This is a genomic window from Micromonospora sp. NPDC003241 (assembly GCF_053589795.1).
On record NZ_JBSFSO010000006.1, the window covers coordinates 32,904 to 49,526 of the forward strand.

Here is a 16,623-nt window from a genome sequence, read left to right on the forward strand (position 1 = left end):
CCTCAGGCGAGGTCGAGCGAACGGGCCGCGGCGAGCGGGTCGTTGGCGATGGTGACCGGCGCGGGCGCCGTGGTGATCGCCCACTCCGGATCCTTGAGGCCGTGCCCGGTGACGGTGCAGACCACGGTGGACCCGGCCGGCACCCGACCGGCGGCGGCCTGCTGCAACAGACCCGCCACGCTGGCCGCGCTGCCCAGCTCCACGAAGACGCCGACCTCCCGGGCCAGCAGGCGGTACGCGGTCAGGATCTCCCGGTCGGTCACCGCCTCGATCAGACCGCCGCTGGCCTCCCGGGCGTCCAACGCCTTCGTCCAGCTCGCCGGGTTGCCGATCCGGATGGCGGTGGCGATCGTGGACGGCTCGGGCACCACCTGCCCGGTCACGATCGGTGCGGCACCGGCGGCCTGGAAGCCGTACATCTTCGGGGTGCGGGTGGCGTTGCCGGCGTCGCGGTCCTCGACGTAGCCCATCCAGTACGCGGAGATGTTGCCGGCGTTGCCGACCGGCAGGCAGTGGATGTCCGGCGCGTCGCCGAGTGCCTCCACGATCTCGAACGCGGCCGTCTTCTGGCCGTGCAGCCGGTCGATGTTGACCGAGTTGACCAACGCCACCGGGTAGTCTTGGGCGAGCTTGGCGGCCAGCGCCAGGCAGTCGTCGAAGTTGCCGTTGACCTGGAGCAGCTTCGCGCCGTGCACCAGGGCCTGGGCCAGCTTGCCGAGGGCGATCTTGCCCTGCGGCACCAGCACCGCGCAGGTCACCCCGGCGCGGGCCGCGTACGCGGCGGCGGAGGCGCTGGTGTTGCCGGTGGAGGCGCAGATGATCGCCTTGTTACCCGCCTCGACCGCCTTGGAGACGGCCATCGTCATGCCCCGGTCCTTGAACGACCCGGTCGGGTTGGCGCCCTCCACCTTGAGGTAGACGTCGCAGCCGAGCCGCGCGGAGAGCACCGGCGCGGGCAGCAGCGGCGTGTTCCCCTCGTGCAGCGTGACGACCGGCGTGGCGTCGGTGACCGGCAACCGGTCCCGGTACGCCTCGATCAGACCCCGCCACATGCCGCTCTCCTCGCCTCTCGTACCCGTCACCGGTCACCACCGGCCGGGAGCCGTCCGTATCCGGGCCGCCCGCTCACGAGCCCCCCTCGACCCGCAACACGCTCGCCACCGAACGGACGATATCGAGCCCGCGCAGTTCGCCGACGGTCGCCGCGAGCGCCGCGTCCGGTGCGACATGGGTCACGATGACCAGGATCGCCTCGCCCGCTCCCCCGGCGCCACCACCGGCCGGCCCCTGCCGCACGGTGGCGATCGAGACGTCGTGGCGGGCGAACACCCCGGCCACCGCCTCCAGCACACCCGGACGGTCGGCCACGTCGAGACTGATGTGGTAGCGGGTGAGCGCCTCGCCCATCGGCCGCACCGGCAGGTCGGCGTAGGCGGACTCGCTGGCCGCGCGGACCCCGGCCAGCCGGTTGCGGGCCACCGCGACCACGTCGCCGAGCACCGCGCTGGCGGTCGGCGACCCGCCCGCGCCCCGGCCGTAGAACATCAACTGTCCGGCCGCGTCGGCCTCGACGAAGACCGCGTTGAAGGCGTCGCCGACCCCGGCCAGCGGGTGGCTCAGCGGGATCATCGCCGGGTGCACCCGGACGCTGACCGTCTCGCCGCCCTGCCCGTCGGCACCGCGCGCGGCGATGCAGAGCAGCTTGATCGTGCAGCCCATCGCCTTCGCGCTGGCCACGTCGGCGGCGGTCACCTCGGTGATGCCCTCCCGGTGTACGTCGTCGGCACCGACCCGGGTGTGGAACGCCAACGAGGCGAGGATCGCCGCCTTGGCCGCCGCGTCGAAGCCCTCCACGTCGGCGGTCGGGTCGGCCTCCGCGTACCCCAGCTCGGTGGCCTCCTCCAGCGCCTCGGCGAAGCCGGCGCCGGTGGCGTGCATGGCGGAGAGGATGAAGTTGGTGGTGCCGTTGACGATGCCGGTGACCCGGGTGATCCGGTCGCCGTGCAGCGACTCGCGCAGCGGGCGCAGCAGCGGGATCGCCCCGGCCACCGAGGCCTCGTAGTAGAGGTCGGCGCCGCCCTCGGCCGCCGCGTCGTGCAGCGTGCCGCCGTCCTCGGCGAGCAGCGCCTTGTTGGCGGTGACCACGCTCTTGCCGGCCCGCAGCGCCTCCACCAGCCACCCACGCGCCGGCTCGATGCCGCCGACCACCTCGACGACCACGTCCACGTCGTCGCGCTTGATCAGCCCGAGCGCGTCCGTGGTGAACAGGGCCGGATCGACCGGCAGGTCACCACGGTCACGCCCGAGCCGGCGTACCGCGATGCCGGCGATCTCCAGCGGGGCACCGATCCGGGCGGCGAGGTCGGCCGACTGCACGTGCAGCAGCCGCACCACCTCGGCACCGACGGTGCCGCAACCGAGCAGGGCCAGGCGCACAGGTTGATTCATCCCACATCCAAGGCGAGCAGGTCCTCTTCGGTCTCCCGTCGAACGATCAGCCGGGCCTGGCCGTCCCGCACCGCGACCACCGGGGGGCGCGGTACGTGGTTGTAGTTGCTGGCCATGCTGCGGCAGTAGGCACCGGTGCCCGGTACCGCGACAAGATCTCCGGGCTGCACGTCGGCGGGCAGGAATTCATCCTTCACCAGGATGTCCCCGGACTCACAATGCTTTCCCACCACGCGGGCGAGCATCGACCCGGCGGAGGTGGCCCGGGAGGCCAGCGTCGCCGAGTACGCGGCGTCGTAGAGCGCGGTCCGGATGTTGTCGCTCATCCCCCCGTCGACGCTGACGTAGGCCCGGTGCCCGTCGGCCGCGTCACCACCGGCGCCGACCAGCACGGACTTCACGGTGCCCACCTCATAGAGGGTGAACACGGCCGGGCCGACGATCGCCCGACCCGGCTCGATCGAGATGCGCGGCACCGTCAGGCGCTCCGCCGCGCACTCCGCGTCCACGATCCGGCGCAACCGCTTGGCCAGCTCGTGCGGGGTCGAGGGGTCGTCCTGGGTGGTGTACGCGATGCCGAAGCCGCCGCCGAGGTCCAGCTCCGGCAGCTCCACCCCACGGGCGTCGCGGATCTGCGCCTGGAGCGAGAGCACCCGGCGGGCGGACACCTCGAAGCCGCTGGTGTCGAAGATCTGCGAGCCGATGTGCGAGTGCAGGCCGCGCAGCTCCAGCACGTCCTCGTCGAGGATCCGCAGCGCCGCCGCGCTCGCCGCGCCCCCGGCCAGCGAGAAGCCGAACTTCTGGTCCTCGTGCGCGGTGGCGATGAACTCGTGGGTGTGCGCCTCCACGCCGACGGTGACCCGGATCATCACCCGGGGCCGGACCCCCCGCTCGCGGGCCAGCGCGGTGAGCCGGTCGATCTCGGCGGACGAGTCGACGATGATCCGGCCCACCCCGGCGTCCAACGCTCGGGTCAGCTCGGCCACGGACTTGTTGTTGCCGTGGAAGCCGATCCGCGCGGGCTCCATTCCGGCGGCCAGTGCGACGGCCAGCTCTCCACCGCTGCACACGTCGAGGAACAGCCCCTCCTCGGCGATCATCCGGACCACCGCGCGGCAGAGGAACGCCTTGCCCGCGTAGTAGACGTCCTCGTCCGGGAAGGCGGCCCGGAAGTCGCGGCAGCGCGACCGCAGGTCGTCCTCGTCGAGGACGTAGACCGGAGTGCCGAACCGGGCGGCCACGTCACGGACGTCCAGCCCCGCGACGACCAGCGCGCCCTCGTCGCCGCGCCGGGTGTTGCGCGGCCAGAGCCGCGGCACCAGGGCGTTGACGTCGCCCGGGGTACGCAGCCACGCCGGCCCCCGGTTGCCGATGTCACCGTGCAGCGCACCGGCCTCGTGAGCGCGCACCGGTCACATCCTCTCGGGGGCCGAGACGCCGAGCAGGCGCAGGCCGTTGGCGATGACCACCCGGGTGGCGTCGTTCAGCCAGAGCCGGGCCCGGTGCAGGTCGGTGACCTCCTCGTCACCCCGGGGCAGGATCCGGCAGTTGTCGTAGAACCGGTGGTAGGCGCCGGCCAGGTCCTCCAGGTAGCGGGCCACCCGGTGCGGTTCGCGCAGCTCGGCGGCGGCGGCCACCACGGCGGGGAACTCGGCGAGCGCCTTGAGCAGCTCGTTCTCCTTGTCGTGGTCGAGCAGCTCGGGCCGGAACGAGTCGGCGTCGCCCCGGGGCAGCCCGACCTCGGCGGCGTTGCGCGCGACGTTGGCCGTCCGGGCCGCCACGTACTGCACGTAGTAGACCGGATTGTCGCGGGTGGCCCGGGTCCACAGCTCGATGTCGATGTCGATCGGCGAGTCGCTGGAGTAGCGGGCCAGCGCGTACCGGGAGGCGTCCACCCCGATCGCGTCGACCAGGTCCTCCAGGGTGACCACGGTGCCGGCGCGCTTGCTCATCCGCACCGGCGCGCCGTCGCGGACCAGGTTGACCAGCTGGCCGATGAGGATCTCCAGGGTCTGCTCCGGCTCGTCGCCGAAGCAGGCGGCCATCGCCTTCATCCGGCCGATGTAGCCGTGGTGGTCCGCGCCCAGCATGATCACGACCCGGTCGAAGCCGCGCTCCCGCTTGTCCAGGTAGTAGGCGCAGTCCGCAGCGAAGTACGTCCACTCGCCGTTGGACTTGCGCAGCACCCGGTCCTTGTCGTCACCGAAGTCGGTGGTGCGCAGCCAGGTCGCGCCGTCGGCGTCGAAGACGTGTCCCTGCTCCCGCAGCCGGGTGAGGGCGTGCTCCAGCTCACCCCGGTCGTGCAGGTCCTTCTCGTTGAAGTAGGTGTCGAACTCCACCCCGAAGTCGCGCAGCGAGGACTTGATCTCCTCGAACATCAGCGCGACGCCCTCCACCCGGAACACCTCCTGAGCGGCGGCCTCGTCCAGCGACACCACCTCCGGCCGCCGGCTGGTGACCTCGGCGGCGATCTCGGCGATGTACGCCCCGCCGTAGCCGTCCTCCGGGGCCGCCTCGCCCCGGGCGGCGGCGAGCAGCGAGCGGGCGAACCGGTCGATCTGCGAGCCGGCGTCGTTGAAGTAGTACTCCGTACCGACCTCGGCGCCGGTGGCCCGCAGCAGGCGGCTCAGCGCGTCGCCGACCGCCGCCCACCGCACCCCGCCGATGTGCACCGGTCCGGTCGGGTTGGCCGAGACGAACTCAAGGTTGATCTTCAGGCCGGCGAGCCGGTCACCACGGCCGTACTCCTCGCCCGCCTCGACGATGGTCCGGGCGAGTTGGCCGGCGGCGGCGGCGTCGAGCCGGATGTTGAGGAAGCCCGGGCCGGCGATCTCCACCGACTTGATCCCCGCCGTACTGCCCAGCTCCGTGGCGAGCGCGGTGGCCAGCTCGCGGGGCGGTACGCCCACCTTCTTGCTGAGCTGGAGCGCCAGCGTGGCAGCGTAGTCGCCGTGCTCGGGATTGCGGGGACGCTCGACCGTCGTGTGCTCCGGCAGCGCGGAGCGGTCCAGCCCTCGGTCGGCGAAGACGGCGTGAGCGGCGGCCAGGACGGCTTCGGCGAGTTCAGCGGGAGTCACCGAACCATGTTATCGGGGGTAGACTCGGTCCCCGCGGCGGCGACCCGGCATCGGGGGCTGGGCCGCTGAACTCCTCTGACCGACCGACCTGACGAGGCACGATGAGCATCAGCACCCCGGGCGGCCCGCAGCGCCGCCCGACCGTGGTCAGCACCGGCAAGAAGCCGGCGGCAGGTCGGCCGGCCGCCGGCGCCAAGCCGACCAGCGACAAGAAGCCGGCGACCCCCCGCTCCGGCGGTGGCAAGGGTCCCCGCAAGCCGGTCACCCCGGTCAAGGTCAGCCAGAGCCGCCCCTGGGGGCCGATCGCTCTCTTCGTCGCCGTGGGTGTGCTCGCCGTCTCGATCATCGGCTTCGGCGCCTGGGCGACCTTCAAGGGCAGCCAGTCGTGGCAGGACAAGGCCGCGGCGATCGACGGCATCGTCAACTTCCGGGAGAGCGACCCGGAGAGCATCTCCAACCAGGAGCACCGGGCCGGCCCGATCGAGTACCCGCACAGCCCGCCGGTCGGCGGCCCGCACAACAACACCTGGCAGCGCTGCCTCGGTGACGTCTACGCGGCGCCGATCGCCAACGAGCACGCGCTGCACAGCCTGGAGCACGGCGCGGTCTGGCTCACCTACCGCCCCGACCTGCCCGAGGCGGACGTGGAGAAGCTGGCCGACATCGTCCGCGGCAACGACTTCATGTTCATGAGCCCCTACGAGGGCCTCGACAAGCCCGTCTCGATCCAGGCGTGGGGCTACCAGCTCAAGGTCGACGACGCCGGCGACTCGCGGCTGAAGGACTTCGCCACCGTGCTGGCGCAGAACGCCTCGATGGAGCCGGGTGTGCCGTGCTCCTCCGGCAACTACACCACCGGCACCGGCACCGAGCCGCGCGAGATGCAGCCCTCGCAGGGCGGCTGACATGCCGACCGCCGTGCAGGACCCACCGGTGACCGAGCAGACGGGCGGGGCGGCACCCCGTCCGGCCTCCCGGACGCTGCGCTACCTGACGCTGGCCCTGACGGCGCTGATGCTGCTCGCCGTCGGCTGGACGGCCGCGACGCTGGCCGCCGGGCGTACGCCGGGTGAGGACTCGGCCGAGGCCGGCTTCGCCCGGGACATGTCCCGGCACCACGCGCAGGCGGTGGAGATGGCCATGGTCGCGTACGCCAACGGGCAGGATCCGGCGATCCGGCAGATGGGGTACGACATGGCGCTGACCCAGCAGGCGCAGATCGGTCACATGCAGCGTTGGTTGCAGGAGTGGGACCTGCTGCCCACCGGCACCCGGCCGGCGATGGAGTGGATGCCGGACGGCGTACGGGTGGACGCGGACGGGCTGATGCCCGGCATGGCCACCCGGGAGCAGATCGCCCAGCTCCACGAGGCCCAGGGCGCCGAGGTCGACCGCCTCTTCATGGATCTGATCATCAAGCACCATCTCGGCGGGATCCACATGGTCGACGGGCTGCTCAAGACGTCCGACCGGGCCGAGGTGGTCCGGATGGCCGAGGCCATGAAGCTGGCGCAGCAGAAGGAGATCAACGAGCTCCGGAAGCTCCAGCAGGCCGCCGGCTGAGCTGAGACCAGGGCGGTCCGCGACCGCCGCGACAACCTCGTTCCACCCCGAGGGGCCCGCCGGAATCACCGGTCGGGCCCCTCGCCCGTGCGCGGACCACCCACACTCCCTCTTGTCCGATACACACCTTTAGTACTTTCTGAGCCAATTACTGAGCTTGACAACCTTTCTCCCCACATATCGTGACCAGTTGGGATTCGGGCTCGTTGCGCAGGACGTGGGGGTTGCACTCAGAGACGCACGGCGTTCGGTCACCAGCTGGTGCCGACGCCACACCATCGGCGGTGACGGGGCGGTGGCAGCCGTCCGTCGCGGACAGCGGCAGAGCGAGTCGGGAGCGCTCAGCCGCGAGCAGGAGCTGGAACTGATCGACACACTCCGGGGCGTCCACCCCGACGAGTTCGGTCTGGACGAGGAACTGTGGACTCGCCAGAGTCTGCACACCCTGATCGAGAAGCACTTCGGGCTGACCCTGGACGCCGGGGTCGTCGGGGCGTACCTGCGGGCCTGGGGGTTGGGCCCGCGCGAGCCGCGCGAGCGCGCCTGCGGGCTCTGCGTCGGCGCGGTCGAGCGATGGGTACGCGGCGAGTACCCGGCCATCACCCGAGCCGCCCAGGAGCACCTCGCCGAGGTCTACTGGCTCGGCCGGGTGCGGCTCGTCGGCACCATGCCGGCAGCCGACGTGATCTCGGCGGTCTCCTCGCGCGGGCGGGTGCGGTTCATGGTCACCACCCCGTCGGTGGACCCGGCACTCCCCCGGGACTTCGTGCTCCGCCTCAGCGGCACCGAACAGCGCACCGTGCACCTGATCGTGGACGGCTCCTGGGCCCGCAACGAATGGCCCCGCCGCCTCCCCCGCCGCATCGTGCCGCACCCCCTCCCCAGCTGCGGCCGCCCCCAAGCCGCCTAACCCACCCCCACCCCTACCTACCACCCACCCACCCTCCCCACCCGATCCACGCGTTGATCAAGAAGTTTTGGCCTCCGGAGCGCCCCTTCGAGCACCAAAACTTCTTGATCAACGGGGCTGGGTGGGGTGGGAGTGGGTGAGGGAGGGGATGGTGGGGTGACGGGGTGGGTCGGGGTGGTGTCGGGGTGCCGGTTCGGCGATCGGGGGGTGGGTTTGCTAGTCTTCACCAGTCGCTGAGCCCCCGTAGCTCAGGGGATAGAGCACCGCCCTCCGGAGGCGGGGGCGCAGGTTCGAATCCTGCCGGGGGCACCAGAGCAGAGCAGCACGAAAAGGCCGTTGACCAGGGCAAACCCGGTCAACGGCCTTACTCGTATGTCCGGCTGTGTCCGGCCGTCACCGGCCCGTGGCGGTCGTCTGCGCCATATACGTGCCCAAGTTTGGCGGGGGTCAGCCGTGGCCTAGCGCCCGTTCGATGCGCTGCCGCAGCACCGCGTCTCCGCCGTCAAGGCACTTGGCGTAGATCCTGAGCGCACATAGAGGATCGGGAGCACTCTTTCAGCGCCGGGTGAACTCAGCAGGCTAGCAACGAATGTAGTTTCTTCGCAGTGGCGGCGGCCCGGGTGAGACATGAACGCGCGGTCACAAACCTGCGGCTTCCCGCAACGGCCTCTCAGCCGCCTTCCGGGGAGAAGCTTCCGCGACGGGCCGCAATCGTAATGTTCGCCCCACCCTCGTCCGGCAGCACCAACGGCGACTCCTTGCGCCCTCCCTCAATCAATGGCGAGACCACGACGACGCTCACCTCGCCCGCAGCGTCATTTATCGGCAGCAGCACCTTTCCGGCGGCGTCCGACTTCCCCGTCGCAAAAACCTGACCACCGACGTCAACCAACGACACTTCCGCTTCCGGAATCCCGAGGAAAAAACAACCAGCGTCGCCCTCCACACAGACATTCACCCAGAGCTGCACGTCGACGTTGGCAGGCTCACCGCCACCACAGCCGGCTGCGCTCGTCACGGCCAACATGACCCCGAAGAGGGGTCCGAGCTTCGCAAGCTCTTTCCCCACCAGAGCCTCCGTTGTAGACGGAACCGAGCTTGCCGGGCATCCTACCGACGCATGGCCACGGCCGGTTCGACGCGCGAACCGCGCGTCTGTGCCGAATGCGTCCCGAAGTTGACCGCCCTAACCATCATTGGGCAGCATTTGCCCAGTTCAAGAGCAGGGTGCGGCAGGAGAAGGCGCACCCCTGCGGAGGCGGGGGCGCAGGTTCGAATCCTGCCGGGGGCACCAGAATCGACCAACACGCAAGGCCGCTGACCAGGAACACGGTCGGCGGCCTTCGTCGTGTGCACGGACGACGGCGCCGCCGGGCGCGGACCGACCGGGGTCGGACCGGCTGTTCCGGGTCGCTACGACCCCCGATCGGCGGTCAGTACGGGGGTGCGCGCCGACACTATGCTGTGAGCACCTCGCCACTCTGCGGAAGGGCTGCCGGTGCCCCGGGTGAACGTACGGTGGTCGCGGATCTCGGCCACCGAGAAGGCGTCCTACGGCGGTGCGGTGATCGCGGCCTCGGCCACGGTGGTGGTGGCGGTCGTGCAGGGTGTGGTGCCGCTGCTCGGGCAGGGCGGCACGGTCGCGGTCGCGCTGGTGTCGTTCCTCGCCGGGGTGGCCGTCACCGGGGCGACGGTCGCGGTGATCGCCACGGTACGCCGCCGGTCCCTGGCCGGTGCCGGGCCGGAGTTCGACGTGTTCGTCTCGACGCCGATGGCCTCGCTGCCCGAGTCGGAGTACCCGGTCCACCGTCAGCAGATCATGACGCTGGTCCGGGAGATCGAGCAGCGCTCCGGGCTGAGTTGCTACTACGCGGGTCGGGACCGTCCCGAGATCGTCGACTTCCCCGCCGTCGACCTCGGTTTCCGGGACGAGTTGCGGGCGCTGGCGCGCAGCCGGCACTTCCTGCTGGTGCTGCCGCTGTCGAATCCGTCGAGCGCGCTGGTCGAGGCCGGGGTGGCGATCGCCCTGGGGAAACCGTCCATCTACTTCAGACACACGTCGGCTGTGCTGCCGTTCCTCCTCCGTGGAGCGGCCAACTCCAATCATCCGGACATACCCCGGATCCGGGTCTACGAATACGCTGATTTCAGCGAGTTGGCGACCCTGGTCCGGGTCAACGGCAAGGGCCTTTTCGAGAGCCACACCTGACCAGCACGATCGGAACGTCGATGTCGAACATCTCGGGTGCCAAGAAGCTCTTCGTCATCATGCCGTTCGGTCTGAAACGGCTGCCCTCCGGCCTGATGCACGACTTCGACCGCTTCTATCACGGGATCCTGCGCCCGGTGGCCCAGGACGCCGGCTGGTCGGTGTTCCGCGCGGACGAGATCACCGAGCCGGGCACCATCGTCAACCAGGCGTTCCGGCACCTCCAGGCCGCCGACGTGGTGGTCGCCGACATCAGTTCGCCCAACGGCAGCGTCTACTACGAGTTGGGCGTACGGCAGGCGATCTCGCCGGGCAAGACGATTCTCGTCGCGGTGCACGGCACCGAGTTGCCGTTCGACCTGAAGAGCCAGCGGGTGTTGTTCTACAGTCCACAGTTCGACCAGGACCCGCGGTTCCGGTTCGCCTATCGCGAGGCGCTCATCTCGGACAGCCCGCACGTGCACAATCCGGTCCGGGACGCGTTGAGCGACCTGGGGTTGAACTTCCATCCCCGTACCGACCGGGTCGCCTTCGAGCAGGAACTGCACCACAAGATCGAGCGGAGCCGGAACATCGAGCAGTTGCTCGCCGTCTGGCACTGGGCGCGGCAGTCGGGTGACCTGCCGACCGGGGCGCTGTTGTCGCTCAGCTACCGGCTGGCCGCCGAGGGCGACTACGCCAGCGCGGTGCAGGTGCTCGACGCCGCCTTCCCGGAGGCCGACGGCGACTGGGAGGTACACCGGCAGCGCGGCTTCTACCTGCGCAAGCTGACCCGGCTCGACGCGGCCGAGGTGGCGCTGAACCGGGCGTACGAGCTGAACCCGTCGGACCCGGAGACGCTCGGCATGCTCGGCGGCGCCCTCAAACGCCAGGGCCGGTACGCCGAGGCGCTGCGCCTCTACCAGCAGGGTGCCACCCTCTCCCCCACCTCGTTGTACCTGGCCGTGGCCTGCGCCGGCATGTTGGCCATCGCCGATCCGGGCAACCCCGAGCCGGCGCTCGCGCGGTATCGGCAGTTGCTCGACGAGATCGACTCCCGCCCCGGTCAGGAGACCGACTCCTGGGCGAACCTGGTCCGCGCCGAGGCGCACTTCGTGCTGGGCGACGTGGAGGCGGCCCGCCGCTTCGGGCGGGCGGCGGTCCGGTACGGCGCCGAACGGCTCCACCTGGAGTCGACCGCCGACCAGATCCTCATGCTGCACGCCAACGGCCTGCCGCTGCGCGACGCGGACGGTTTCGCGCGCTGGCTGGTCGAGGGGGCCAAGGACGCGGCGTCGACGACCGTGGACGAGCGGGGCGCACCGACGAACGACCCGGACTTCCCCCGCCGGATGATCTTCCACATCTCCGACGTCCACTTCGGGTCGATCACCGAGGGCGGCAGTCGCATCGACCTGCACCGGTTCGCCGACACCGAGAACTCCGACCGACTCAGCGTCGAGCTGACCCGGGAGTTCCACGCCGCCCTCAAGCGGTCCGGCTGCGCCGCATCGGACGCCGTCCTGGTGGTCTCCGGCGACTCCACCTACACCGGTCGGCAGGACGAGTTCGACCTGGTCCGGCAGTTCCTCACGGAGTTGTGCGAGAACACCGGGATGGACCGCAGCCAGGTGGTGCTGGTCCCCGGCAACCACGACATCGACTGGCTCCAGACCAAGTCGAACCGGGCCAACCGCTTCGACAACTACCTCACCTTCGCGCACCAGTTCTATGGCGAGGAGCTGTTCCACGAGGTCTATCCGCGCATCGAGTGGGACCTGCGGACCTCGGGCACCCGGCCGGAGGCGAGGGAGATCGTCTATCGGCGTACCGACCGGACGATGACCATCGTCGGGTTGAACTCCTGCATCTTCGAGGACGACCAGAACCACTACGGCTACATCGGCAAACGCCAGCTCGACATCGTCAAGGAACTGCTGGAGCAGGAGCCACCGGAGAACGTACGGGTCGCGGTGATGCACCACCACCTGCACCCCTTCCCCGAACCGCTGGAGCCGCGACGGGGTGACGCGGTCGTGCTCGACCTGTCCACTGTCCGCGACGCCGGGTTGGTCGAGCAGCGCCTGGAACGGCTCGGCTTCTCACTGCTGCTGCACGGGCACAAGCACAAGCCGCAGTTGCGCGAGACGCTGGTGCGGATCCCGCAGAACGACTCCAGCGTCACGCCCCGCCCGCTGATCGTCTCCGGCTGCGGCAGCACCGGGGTCAGCCAGCACGAGCTGGAGCACAACCAGCCGAACCACTTCGCCGTCCTGGAGCTGGCCCAACCGGTGCGGATGCCGGGCGCCGACTTCCTGGTCATCGAGTGGCGCGAACTGGCCGTGGCACCGGGCGCCGAATGGGTCACCAAGCAGCGCTGGACCATCAAGGGCTGACGGGCCCGTTCCTCAGCCGCCCTCGGCGCGCCGGGCGCGGGCCCGGCGGCGACCCTCGTGCATGGCCTGCACCCGGGGGATCGGGATGGTCCGGCCCTCCTCGACCAGGTCGGCCGGGAGTCGCTGCGGCGGCGGCATCTCCTCGGCCCACGGGTCCCGGTCCGCCAGCAGGCCGGGCACCGTCCGGATGGTGAAGTCGGCCGGGCTCACCGACTCCAGGTCGGCCCAGGGCACCGGGAAGGAGACCGGCACACCGGGGCGCAGCCGGGGGCTGTAGACGGACACGACGGTGGCCCCGCCGGACCGGGTCGGGTCCACGAAGACCTTGCCCGCCCGGTCCTCCCGGATGAACGCGGTGGTGGCCAGCGCCGGGTCGAGCCGTTCCGCGCGGGCCGCGAGAGCCCGGGTGGCGGCGGCCAGTTCCTCGGCGTCCGGACCGGCCGCGATCGGTACGAAGACGTGCACCCCCTTGGCCCCGCTGGTCTTCACCCCGCCGGCCAGCCCGGCATCGGCGAGGGCCTGTCGGACCAGCAGCGCGGCGGCCACCCCGGCACCGAAACCGCCGTCCGACGGCGGATCGAGGTCGAGCACCAGGTGGGTGGGCCGGCTCAGGTCGTCGGCCACCGCCAGCGTCGGGTGGTACTCCACCGCGCGCTGGTTGGCGAACCACAGCAGGGTACGGCGGTCGTCGCAGAGCGCGTACGCGATCTCCCGGTGGGACGCCTCGGCCCAGACCGGCACCCGGCGTACCCACTCGGGGGTGTAGCGGGGAAGGTTCTTCTGCATGAACGGCGGCTGGCCGGGGCGTACCCGGACCACCGACAACGGTCGGCCGCGCAGGTGCGGGACGAGCCGGTCGGCGACCGCGTCCAGGTAGTCGACCAGGTCCCGCTTGATCGCTCCGGACCCGTCGAAGAGCGCCTGATCGAGGTTGGTCAGCGCCACGCCGTCCCGGGTCTCGTCCGCCCGACTCATCCGCTCACCATCCCGCCGCCGCGACACGCGGTCAACCGGAACGCGCCGATGGCGTCCACGCCGTCAGCTCGACCGGCGTGCCGGAGCGGGGACGGAACGACCCCGATCCGTCCACGCCATCAGCTCGACAGGGCGCGCTGGGGGGTGGCGGAGCCGCCCCGATCCGTCCACGCCGTCAGCTCGACAGGCATGCCGGAGCGGGTCGACCTCGAAGCCACCGGCTGGAACCACCTCCGGCGCCCTCGACCGCGCGGAACCACGCCGATCCGTCCCCGCTCTCAGCTCGACAGGGCGCGCTGGAGGGTGACGGAGCCGCGCCGATCCGTCCACGCCATCAGCTCGACAGGCGTGCTGGGGCATGGACGGTCGGCTCGACTCACTCGCCGTGACGCGGCACCCGGCTCCGCCACCGGCAGGTGACGCTCGGCACTGCCGCCTCCGCACGGCAGTCGACCCGGCGCACCCGCTCGGCCCCGGCGCAACCCCTCAGCCCAGCTCACCTGCTCGGCCCAGGGCACCCGAACAGCCCAGGGCACCCGCTCAGCCCAGCCGTTCGCCGGCGGCGATCGCGGCGAGCAGGCGGGCGGTGTGCGCGCGGGTCGCCGCGTACACGCCGGAGCCGTAGCTGACCCGGGCGACGCCGAGCGTGGCGAGGTCGGCGAGCGTCGGGGCCGCCGAGCGGGCCAGCACGTTCACCGGGCCGGGCACCTCCGCCACGAAGGTCCGCAGGTCGGCGGCGTCGGCGAGCACGATCGGATAGACGCAGTCCGCGCCGGCCGCCACATAGCTGTGGGCCCGGCGGATGGCTTCGGCGAGTCGCCGTTCCGGGTCGCCGGCCTGCTGGAGGAAGACGTCCACCCGGGCGTTGAGCACCACGGGTACGCCGGCCGCGTCGGCCACCGCCCGGACCTCGGCCAGCAGGTCGGCCTGCTTCTCGGTGTCCACCATCGCGCCGCCGCCGGGTTCGGAGTCCTCCAGGTTGAGCCCGACCGCTCCGGCGTCGAGCAGGCGCTCGACCAGCTCCGCCGGAGGCAGGCCGTACCCCCGCTCCAGGTCGGCGGTGACCGGCACGGTGACCGCACGGGCGATCCTGGCCACCGCCGCGAACATCTCGGCCGGTGGGGTGCGCTCGCCGTCGGCGTAGCCGAGCGACTCCGCGACGGCGGCGCTGCCGGTGGCGACGGCGGGGAAGCCGGCGTCGGCCACGGCTCGGGCCGAGCCGGCGTCCCAGGTGTTGGGCAGGACGAGTGGGTCACCGGGGCGATGCAGCGCGCGCAGCGCATTCGCCCGATCGATCACAGTAGAGGTCATACCGCGATTCTGGGCATCGGACGGGCGGGGCCCGAGAGCCAATCGAACCCGGGTGGTTGTGGCGAAGACCACTGATCTGACCGATCGGTCAGCCTCTGACCGATCGGTCAGGCATGCTGGCTGCCATGGCCCGCCCGACCCAGCAGACCCACGACGAGATCCTGGCCGCCGCCACCCGGCGGTTCGCCGCCACCGGCTACCGGGGCACCTCGTTGCAGGACATCGCGCGCGAGGTCGGCTGCTCCAAGGCGGCGGTGCTCTACCACTTCGCCAACAAGGAGGCGATCCTCACCGAGTTGATGGCGCCCGCGGTCGAGGTGTTGCAGGCGCTGGACGACCGGATCGCGGCGCAGGACGACCCGGCCCGCGCCCAGCAGGTCGCCACCGAGGGCTTCGTCGACCTGGCGGTCCGGTTCCGCGGCGAGATCGCCCTGCTCCGTGGCGAGTTCCCGGAACTGCTGCAACAACCCGACTTCGCGCACATCCACGAGATCTCCGAGCGGCTCATCGCCGCCCTGGCCGGACGGTCGTCCCGCGACTCGGCCCGGATCTGCGCACTGGTGCTGCTCGCCGGCATCGCCGAGACCTGCGGACAGTTCGCCGAGGTGTCCGACGAGGACCTGCGGGCCGCCCTGCTCGCCCTGCTGCGACGGGCGTTGGAGCCCGTTCACTGACCCGTTCCACCATTCACTGACCGAGGGAAAGGACCTCATGGCGACCCTGCTCTACCGGCTTGGCCGGGGTTCGATGCGCCGACGGCGGCTCGTGGCCGCGATCTGGCTCGTCGTACTCGTCGGGCTCGGCCTGGCCGCAGCGACCCTGCGCGGCCCGACGGCCAGCAACTTCACCATGCCCGGGACCGAGTCGCAGCGCGCTCTCGACCTGCTCGCCGAGCAGTTCCCGGCGGCGTCCGGCGCGACCGGCACGATCGCCGTCAAGGCGCCCGCCGAGGGACAACTCGGCACACCCGAAGGCCAGGCGGTGGTCCAGTCGATCACCCAGGAGGCCACGGCGGTCCCCGGCGTACTCGCCGCCGTCGACCCGTTCCAGGTCGGCGCCGTGTCGCCGGACGGCCGGTACGCCCTGATCCAGGTGCAGTTCGGCGGTGGCTCCGACGCGATCACCGAGGAGCAGCGGGAGGCGTACGAGGAGGTCGGCACCCAGGCCGCAGCCCAGGGCTGGCAGGTCGCCCCCGGCGGTGAGGTGCTCAACGCCGAGCCCGAGGTGGGCTCGACCGAGGCGATCGGTGTCGCGGTCGCCCTGATCGTCCTGGTGATCACCTTCGGTTCGCTGGTGGCGGCCGGGATGACCATGCTCAACGCGCTGATCGGTGTCGGCGTCGGCATGGCCGGCCTGTTCGCGCTCAGCAGCGTGGTCGAGCTGACCAGCACCGCGCCGATCCTCGCGCTGATGCTCGGCCTCGCCGTCGGCATCGACTATTCGCTGTTCATCACCTCCCGCTACCGGCAGAACCTCCTCGAAGGGCTGCCCGCCGACGAGGCGATCGGTCGAGCGGTGGGCACCGCCGGATCGGCGGTGGTCTTCGCCGGAGCCACCGTGGTCATCGCCCTCGCCGGGCTGTCGGTGGTGAACATCCCGTTCCTGACCGTGATGGGTCTGGCCGCAGCCGGCACGGTGACCGTGGCGGTGCTGGTGGCGATCACCCTGCAACCGGCCCTGCTCGGTTTCGCCGGCCGCCGGGTGCTGCCCCGCAAGCTGCGTACGGCCGCACCGCAGGCCGCCGACGGCGACCAG

13 protein-coding genes, 1 tRNA gene and 1 pseudogene are annotated in these 16,623 nt (G+C 71.3%); 8 read left to right on the top strand and 7 right to left on the bottom strand.

Features of this window, described 5'->3' with window-relative positions; all coding sequences use genetic code 11:
• Positions 1-2: 2 nt before the first annotated feature.
• The 4 genes from thrC to argS form a co-directional block, all read right to left on the bottom strand.
• Positions 3-1,052: a threonine synthase gene (gene thrC / locus ACWDVW_RS06915; protein ID WP_449945891.1), complete on the bottom strand. Its 1,050-nt coding sequence runs from the start codon at positions 1,050-1,052 to the stop codon at positions 3-5.
• Between the two features lie 73 nt (positions 1,053-1,125).
• Positions 1,126-2,436 (bottom strand): homoserine dehydrogenase, encoded by a 1,311-nt coding sequence (locus ACWDVW_RS06920; protein WP_449945893.1) that lies wholly within the window; start codon positions 2,434-2,436, stop codon positions 1,126-1,128.
• Between the two features lie 8 nt (positions 2,437-2,444).
• Entirely contained in the window at positions 2,445-3,857 is a 1,413-nt protein-coding gene (lysA, locus tag ACWDVW_RS06925) for a diaminopimelate decarboxylase (RefSeq protein ID WP_449945645.1), read from the bottom strand.
• A 3-nt stretch (positions 3,858-3,860) separates the two neighbouring features.
• Positions 3,861-5,525 carry an arginine--tRNA ligase gene (gene argS / locus ACWDVW_RS06930; RefSeq protein ID WP_449945646.1) on the bottom strand — a complete coding sequence of 555 codons (1,665 nt, stop codon included), beginning with the start codon at positions 5,523-5,525 and terminating at the stop codon, positions 3,861-3,863.
• 101 nt (positions 5,526-5,626) lie between these two features.
• Between argS and ACWDVW_RS06935 the strand changes: the two genes are divergently transcribed.
• The 4 genes from ACWDVW_RS06935 (at position 5,627) to ACWDVW_RS06950 (ending at position 8,310) form a co-directional block, all read left to right on the top strand.
• Positions 5,627-6,430 (top strand): DUF3105 domain-containing protein, encoded by an 804-nt coding sequence (locus tag ACWDVW_RS06935; protein ID WP_449945648.1) that lies wholly within the window; start codon positions 5,627-5,629, stop codon positions 6,428-6,430.
• A 1-nt stretch (position 6,431) separates the two neighbouring features.
• A complete protein-coding gene (locus ACWDVW_RS06940) occupies positions 6,432-7,088 on the top strand; it encodes a DUF305 domain-containing protein (protein ID WP_449945649.1) in 657 nt (218 codons plus the stop codon).
• 217 nt (positions 7,089-7,305) lie between these two features.
• Positions 7,306-7,998, top strand: coding sequence for a winged helix-turn-helix domain-containing protein (locus ACWDVW_RS06945; RefSeq protein WP_449945894.1), 693 nt, complete (start codon positions 7,306-7,308; stop codon positions 7,996-7,998).
• Positions 7,999-8,235: 237 nt separating this feature from the next.
• A tRNA-Arg gene (locus ACWDVW_RS06950) sits at positions 8,236-8,310 on the top strand.
• Between the two features lie 358 nt (positions 8,311-8,668).
• On the opposite strand, the gene ACWDVW_RS06955 is transcribed toward ACWDVW_RS06950, so the two are convergent.
• Positions 8,669-9,067 (bottom strand): hypothetical protein, encoded by a 399-nt coding sequence (locus ACWDVW_RS06955; protein WP_449945651.1) that lies wholly within the window; start codon positions 9,065-9,067, stop codon positions 8,669-8,671.
• A gap of 438 nt (positions 9,068-9,505) precedes the next feature.
• Between ACWDVW_RS06955 and ACWDVW_RS06960 the strand changes: the two genes are divergently transcribed.
• Both ACWDVW_RS06960 and ACWDVW_RS06965 read left to right on the top strand, forming a co-directional pair.
• Positions 9,506-10,207: a hypothetical protein gene (locus ACWDVW_RS06960; RefSeq protein ID WP_449945653.1), complete on the top strand. Its 702-nt coding sequence runs from the start codon at positions 9,506-9,508 to the stop codon at positions 10,205-10,207.
• Positions 10,208-10,227: 20 nt separating this feature from the next.
• Positions 10,228-12,582, top strand: coding sequence for a metallophosphoesterase (locus ACWDVW_RS06965; RefSeq protein WP_449945654.1), 2,355 nt, complete (start codon positions 10,228-10,230; stop codon positions 12,580-12,582).
• A gap of 12 nt (positions 12,583-12,594) precedes the next feature.
• Here ACWDVW_RS06965 and ACWDVW_RS06970 read toward each other — a convergent pair whose 3' ends face one another.
• Both ACWDVW_RS06970 and ACWDVW_RS06975 read right to left on the bottom strand, forming a co-directional pair.
• Positions 12,595-13,557, bottom strand: a complete 963-nt coding sequence (locus tag ACWDVW_RS06970) for a DNA polymerase domain-containing protein (protein ID WP_449945656.1) — start codon at positions 13,555-13,557, stop codon at positions 12,595-12,597.
• A 540-nt stretch (positions 13,558-14,097) separates the two neighbouring features.
• Entirely contained in the window at positions 14,098-14,868 is a 771-nt protein-coding gene (locus ACWDVW_RS06975; RefSeq protein ID WP_449945658.1) for an isocitrate lyase/PEP mutase family protein, read from the bottom strand.
• Between the two features lie 125 nt (positions 14,869-14,993).
• On the opposite strand from ACWDVW_RS06975, the gene ACWDVW_RS06980 reads away from it, so the two are divergent.
• Positions 14,994-15,542 carry a TetR/AcrR family transcriptional regulator gene (locus tag ACWDVW_RS06980; RefSeq protein WP_396744559.1) on the top strand — a complete coding sequence of 183 codons (549 nt, stop codon included), beginning with the start codon at positions 14,994-14,996 and terminating at the stop codon, positions 15,540-15,542.
• Between the two features lie 37 nt (positions 15,543-15,579).
• Positions 15,580-16,590, top strand: a pseudogene (locus ACWDVW_RS06985) (MMPL family transporter); the annotation flags it as partial.
• Positions 16,591-16,623 lie beyond the last annotated feature (33 nt).

Coding starts and splice junctions, on each gene's coding strand:
- ACWDVW_RS06975 (WP_449945658.1), bottom strand. CDS start 14,868: ATGACCTCTACTGTGATCGATCGGGCGAATGCGCTGCGCGCGCTGCAT.
- ACWDVW_RS06940 (WP_449945649.1), top strand. CDS start 6,432: ATGCCGACCGCCGTGCAGGACCCACCGGTGACCGAGCAGACGGGCGGG.
- ACWDVW_RS06935 (WP_449945648.1), top strand. CDS start 5,627: ATGAGCATCAGCACCCCGGGCGGCCCGCAGCGCCGCCCGACCGTGGTC.
- ACWDVW_RS06965 (WP_449945654.1), top strand. CDS start 10,228: ATGTCGAACATCTCGGGTGCCAAGAAGCTCTTCGTCATCATGCCGTTC.
- thrC (WP_449945891.1), bottom strand. CDS start 1,052: ATGTGGCGGGGTCTGATCGAGGCGTACCGGGACCGGTTGCCGGTCACC.
- ACWDVW_RS06970 (WP_449945656.1), bottom strand. CDS start 13,557: ATGAGTCGGGCGGACGAGACCCGGGACGGCGTGGCGCTGACCAACCTC.
- ACWDVW_RS06980 (WP_396744559.1), top strand. CDS start 14,994: ATGGCCCGCCCGACCCAGCAGACCCACGACGAGATCCTGGCCGCCGCC.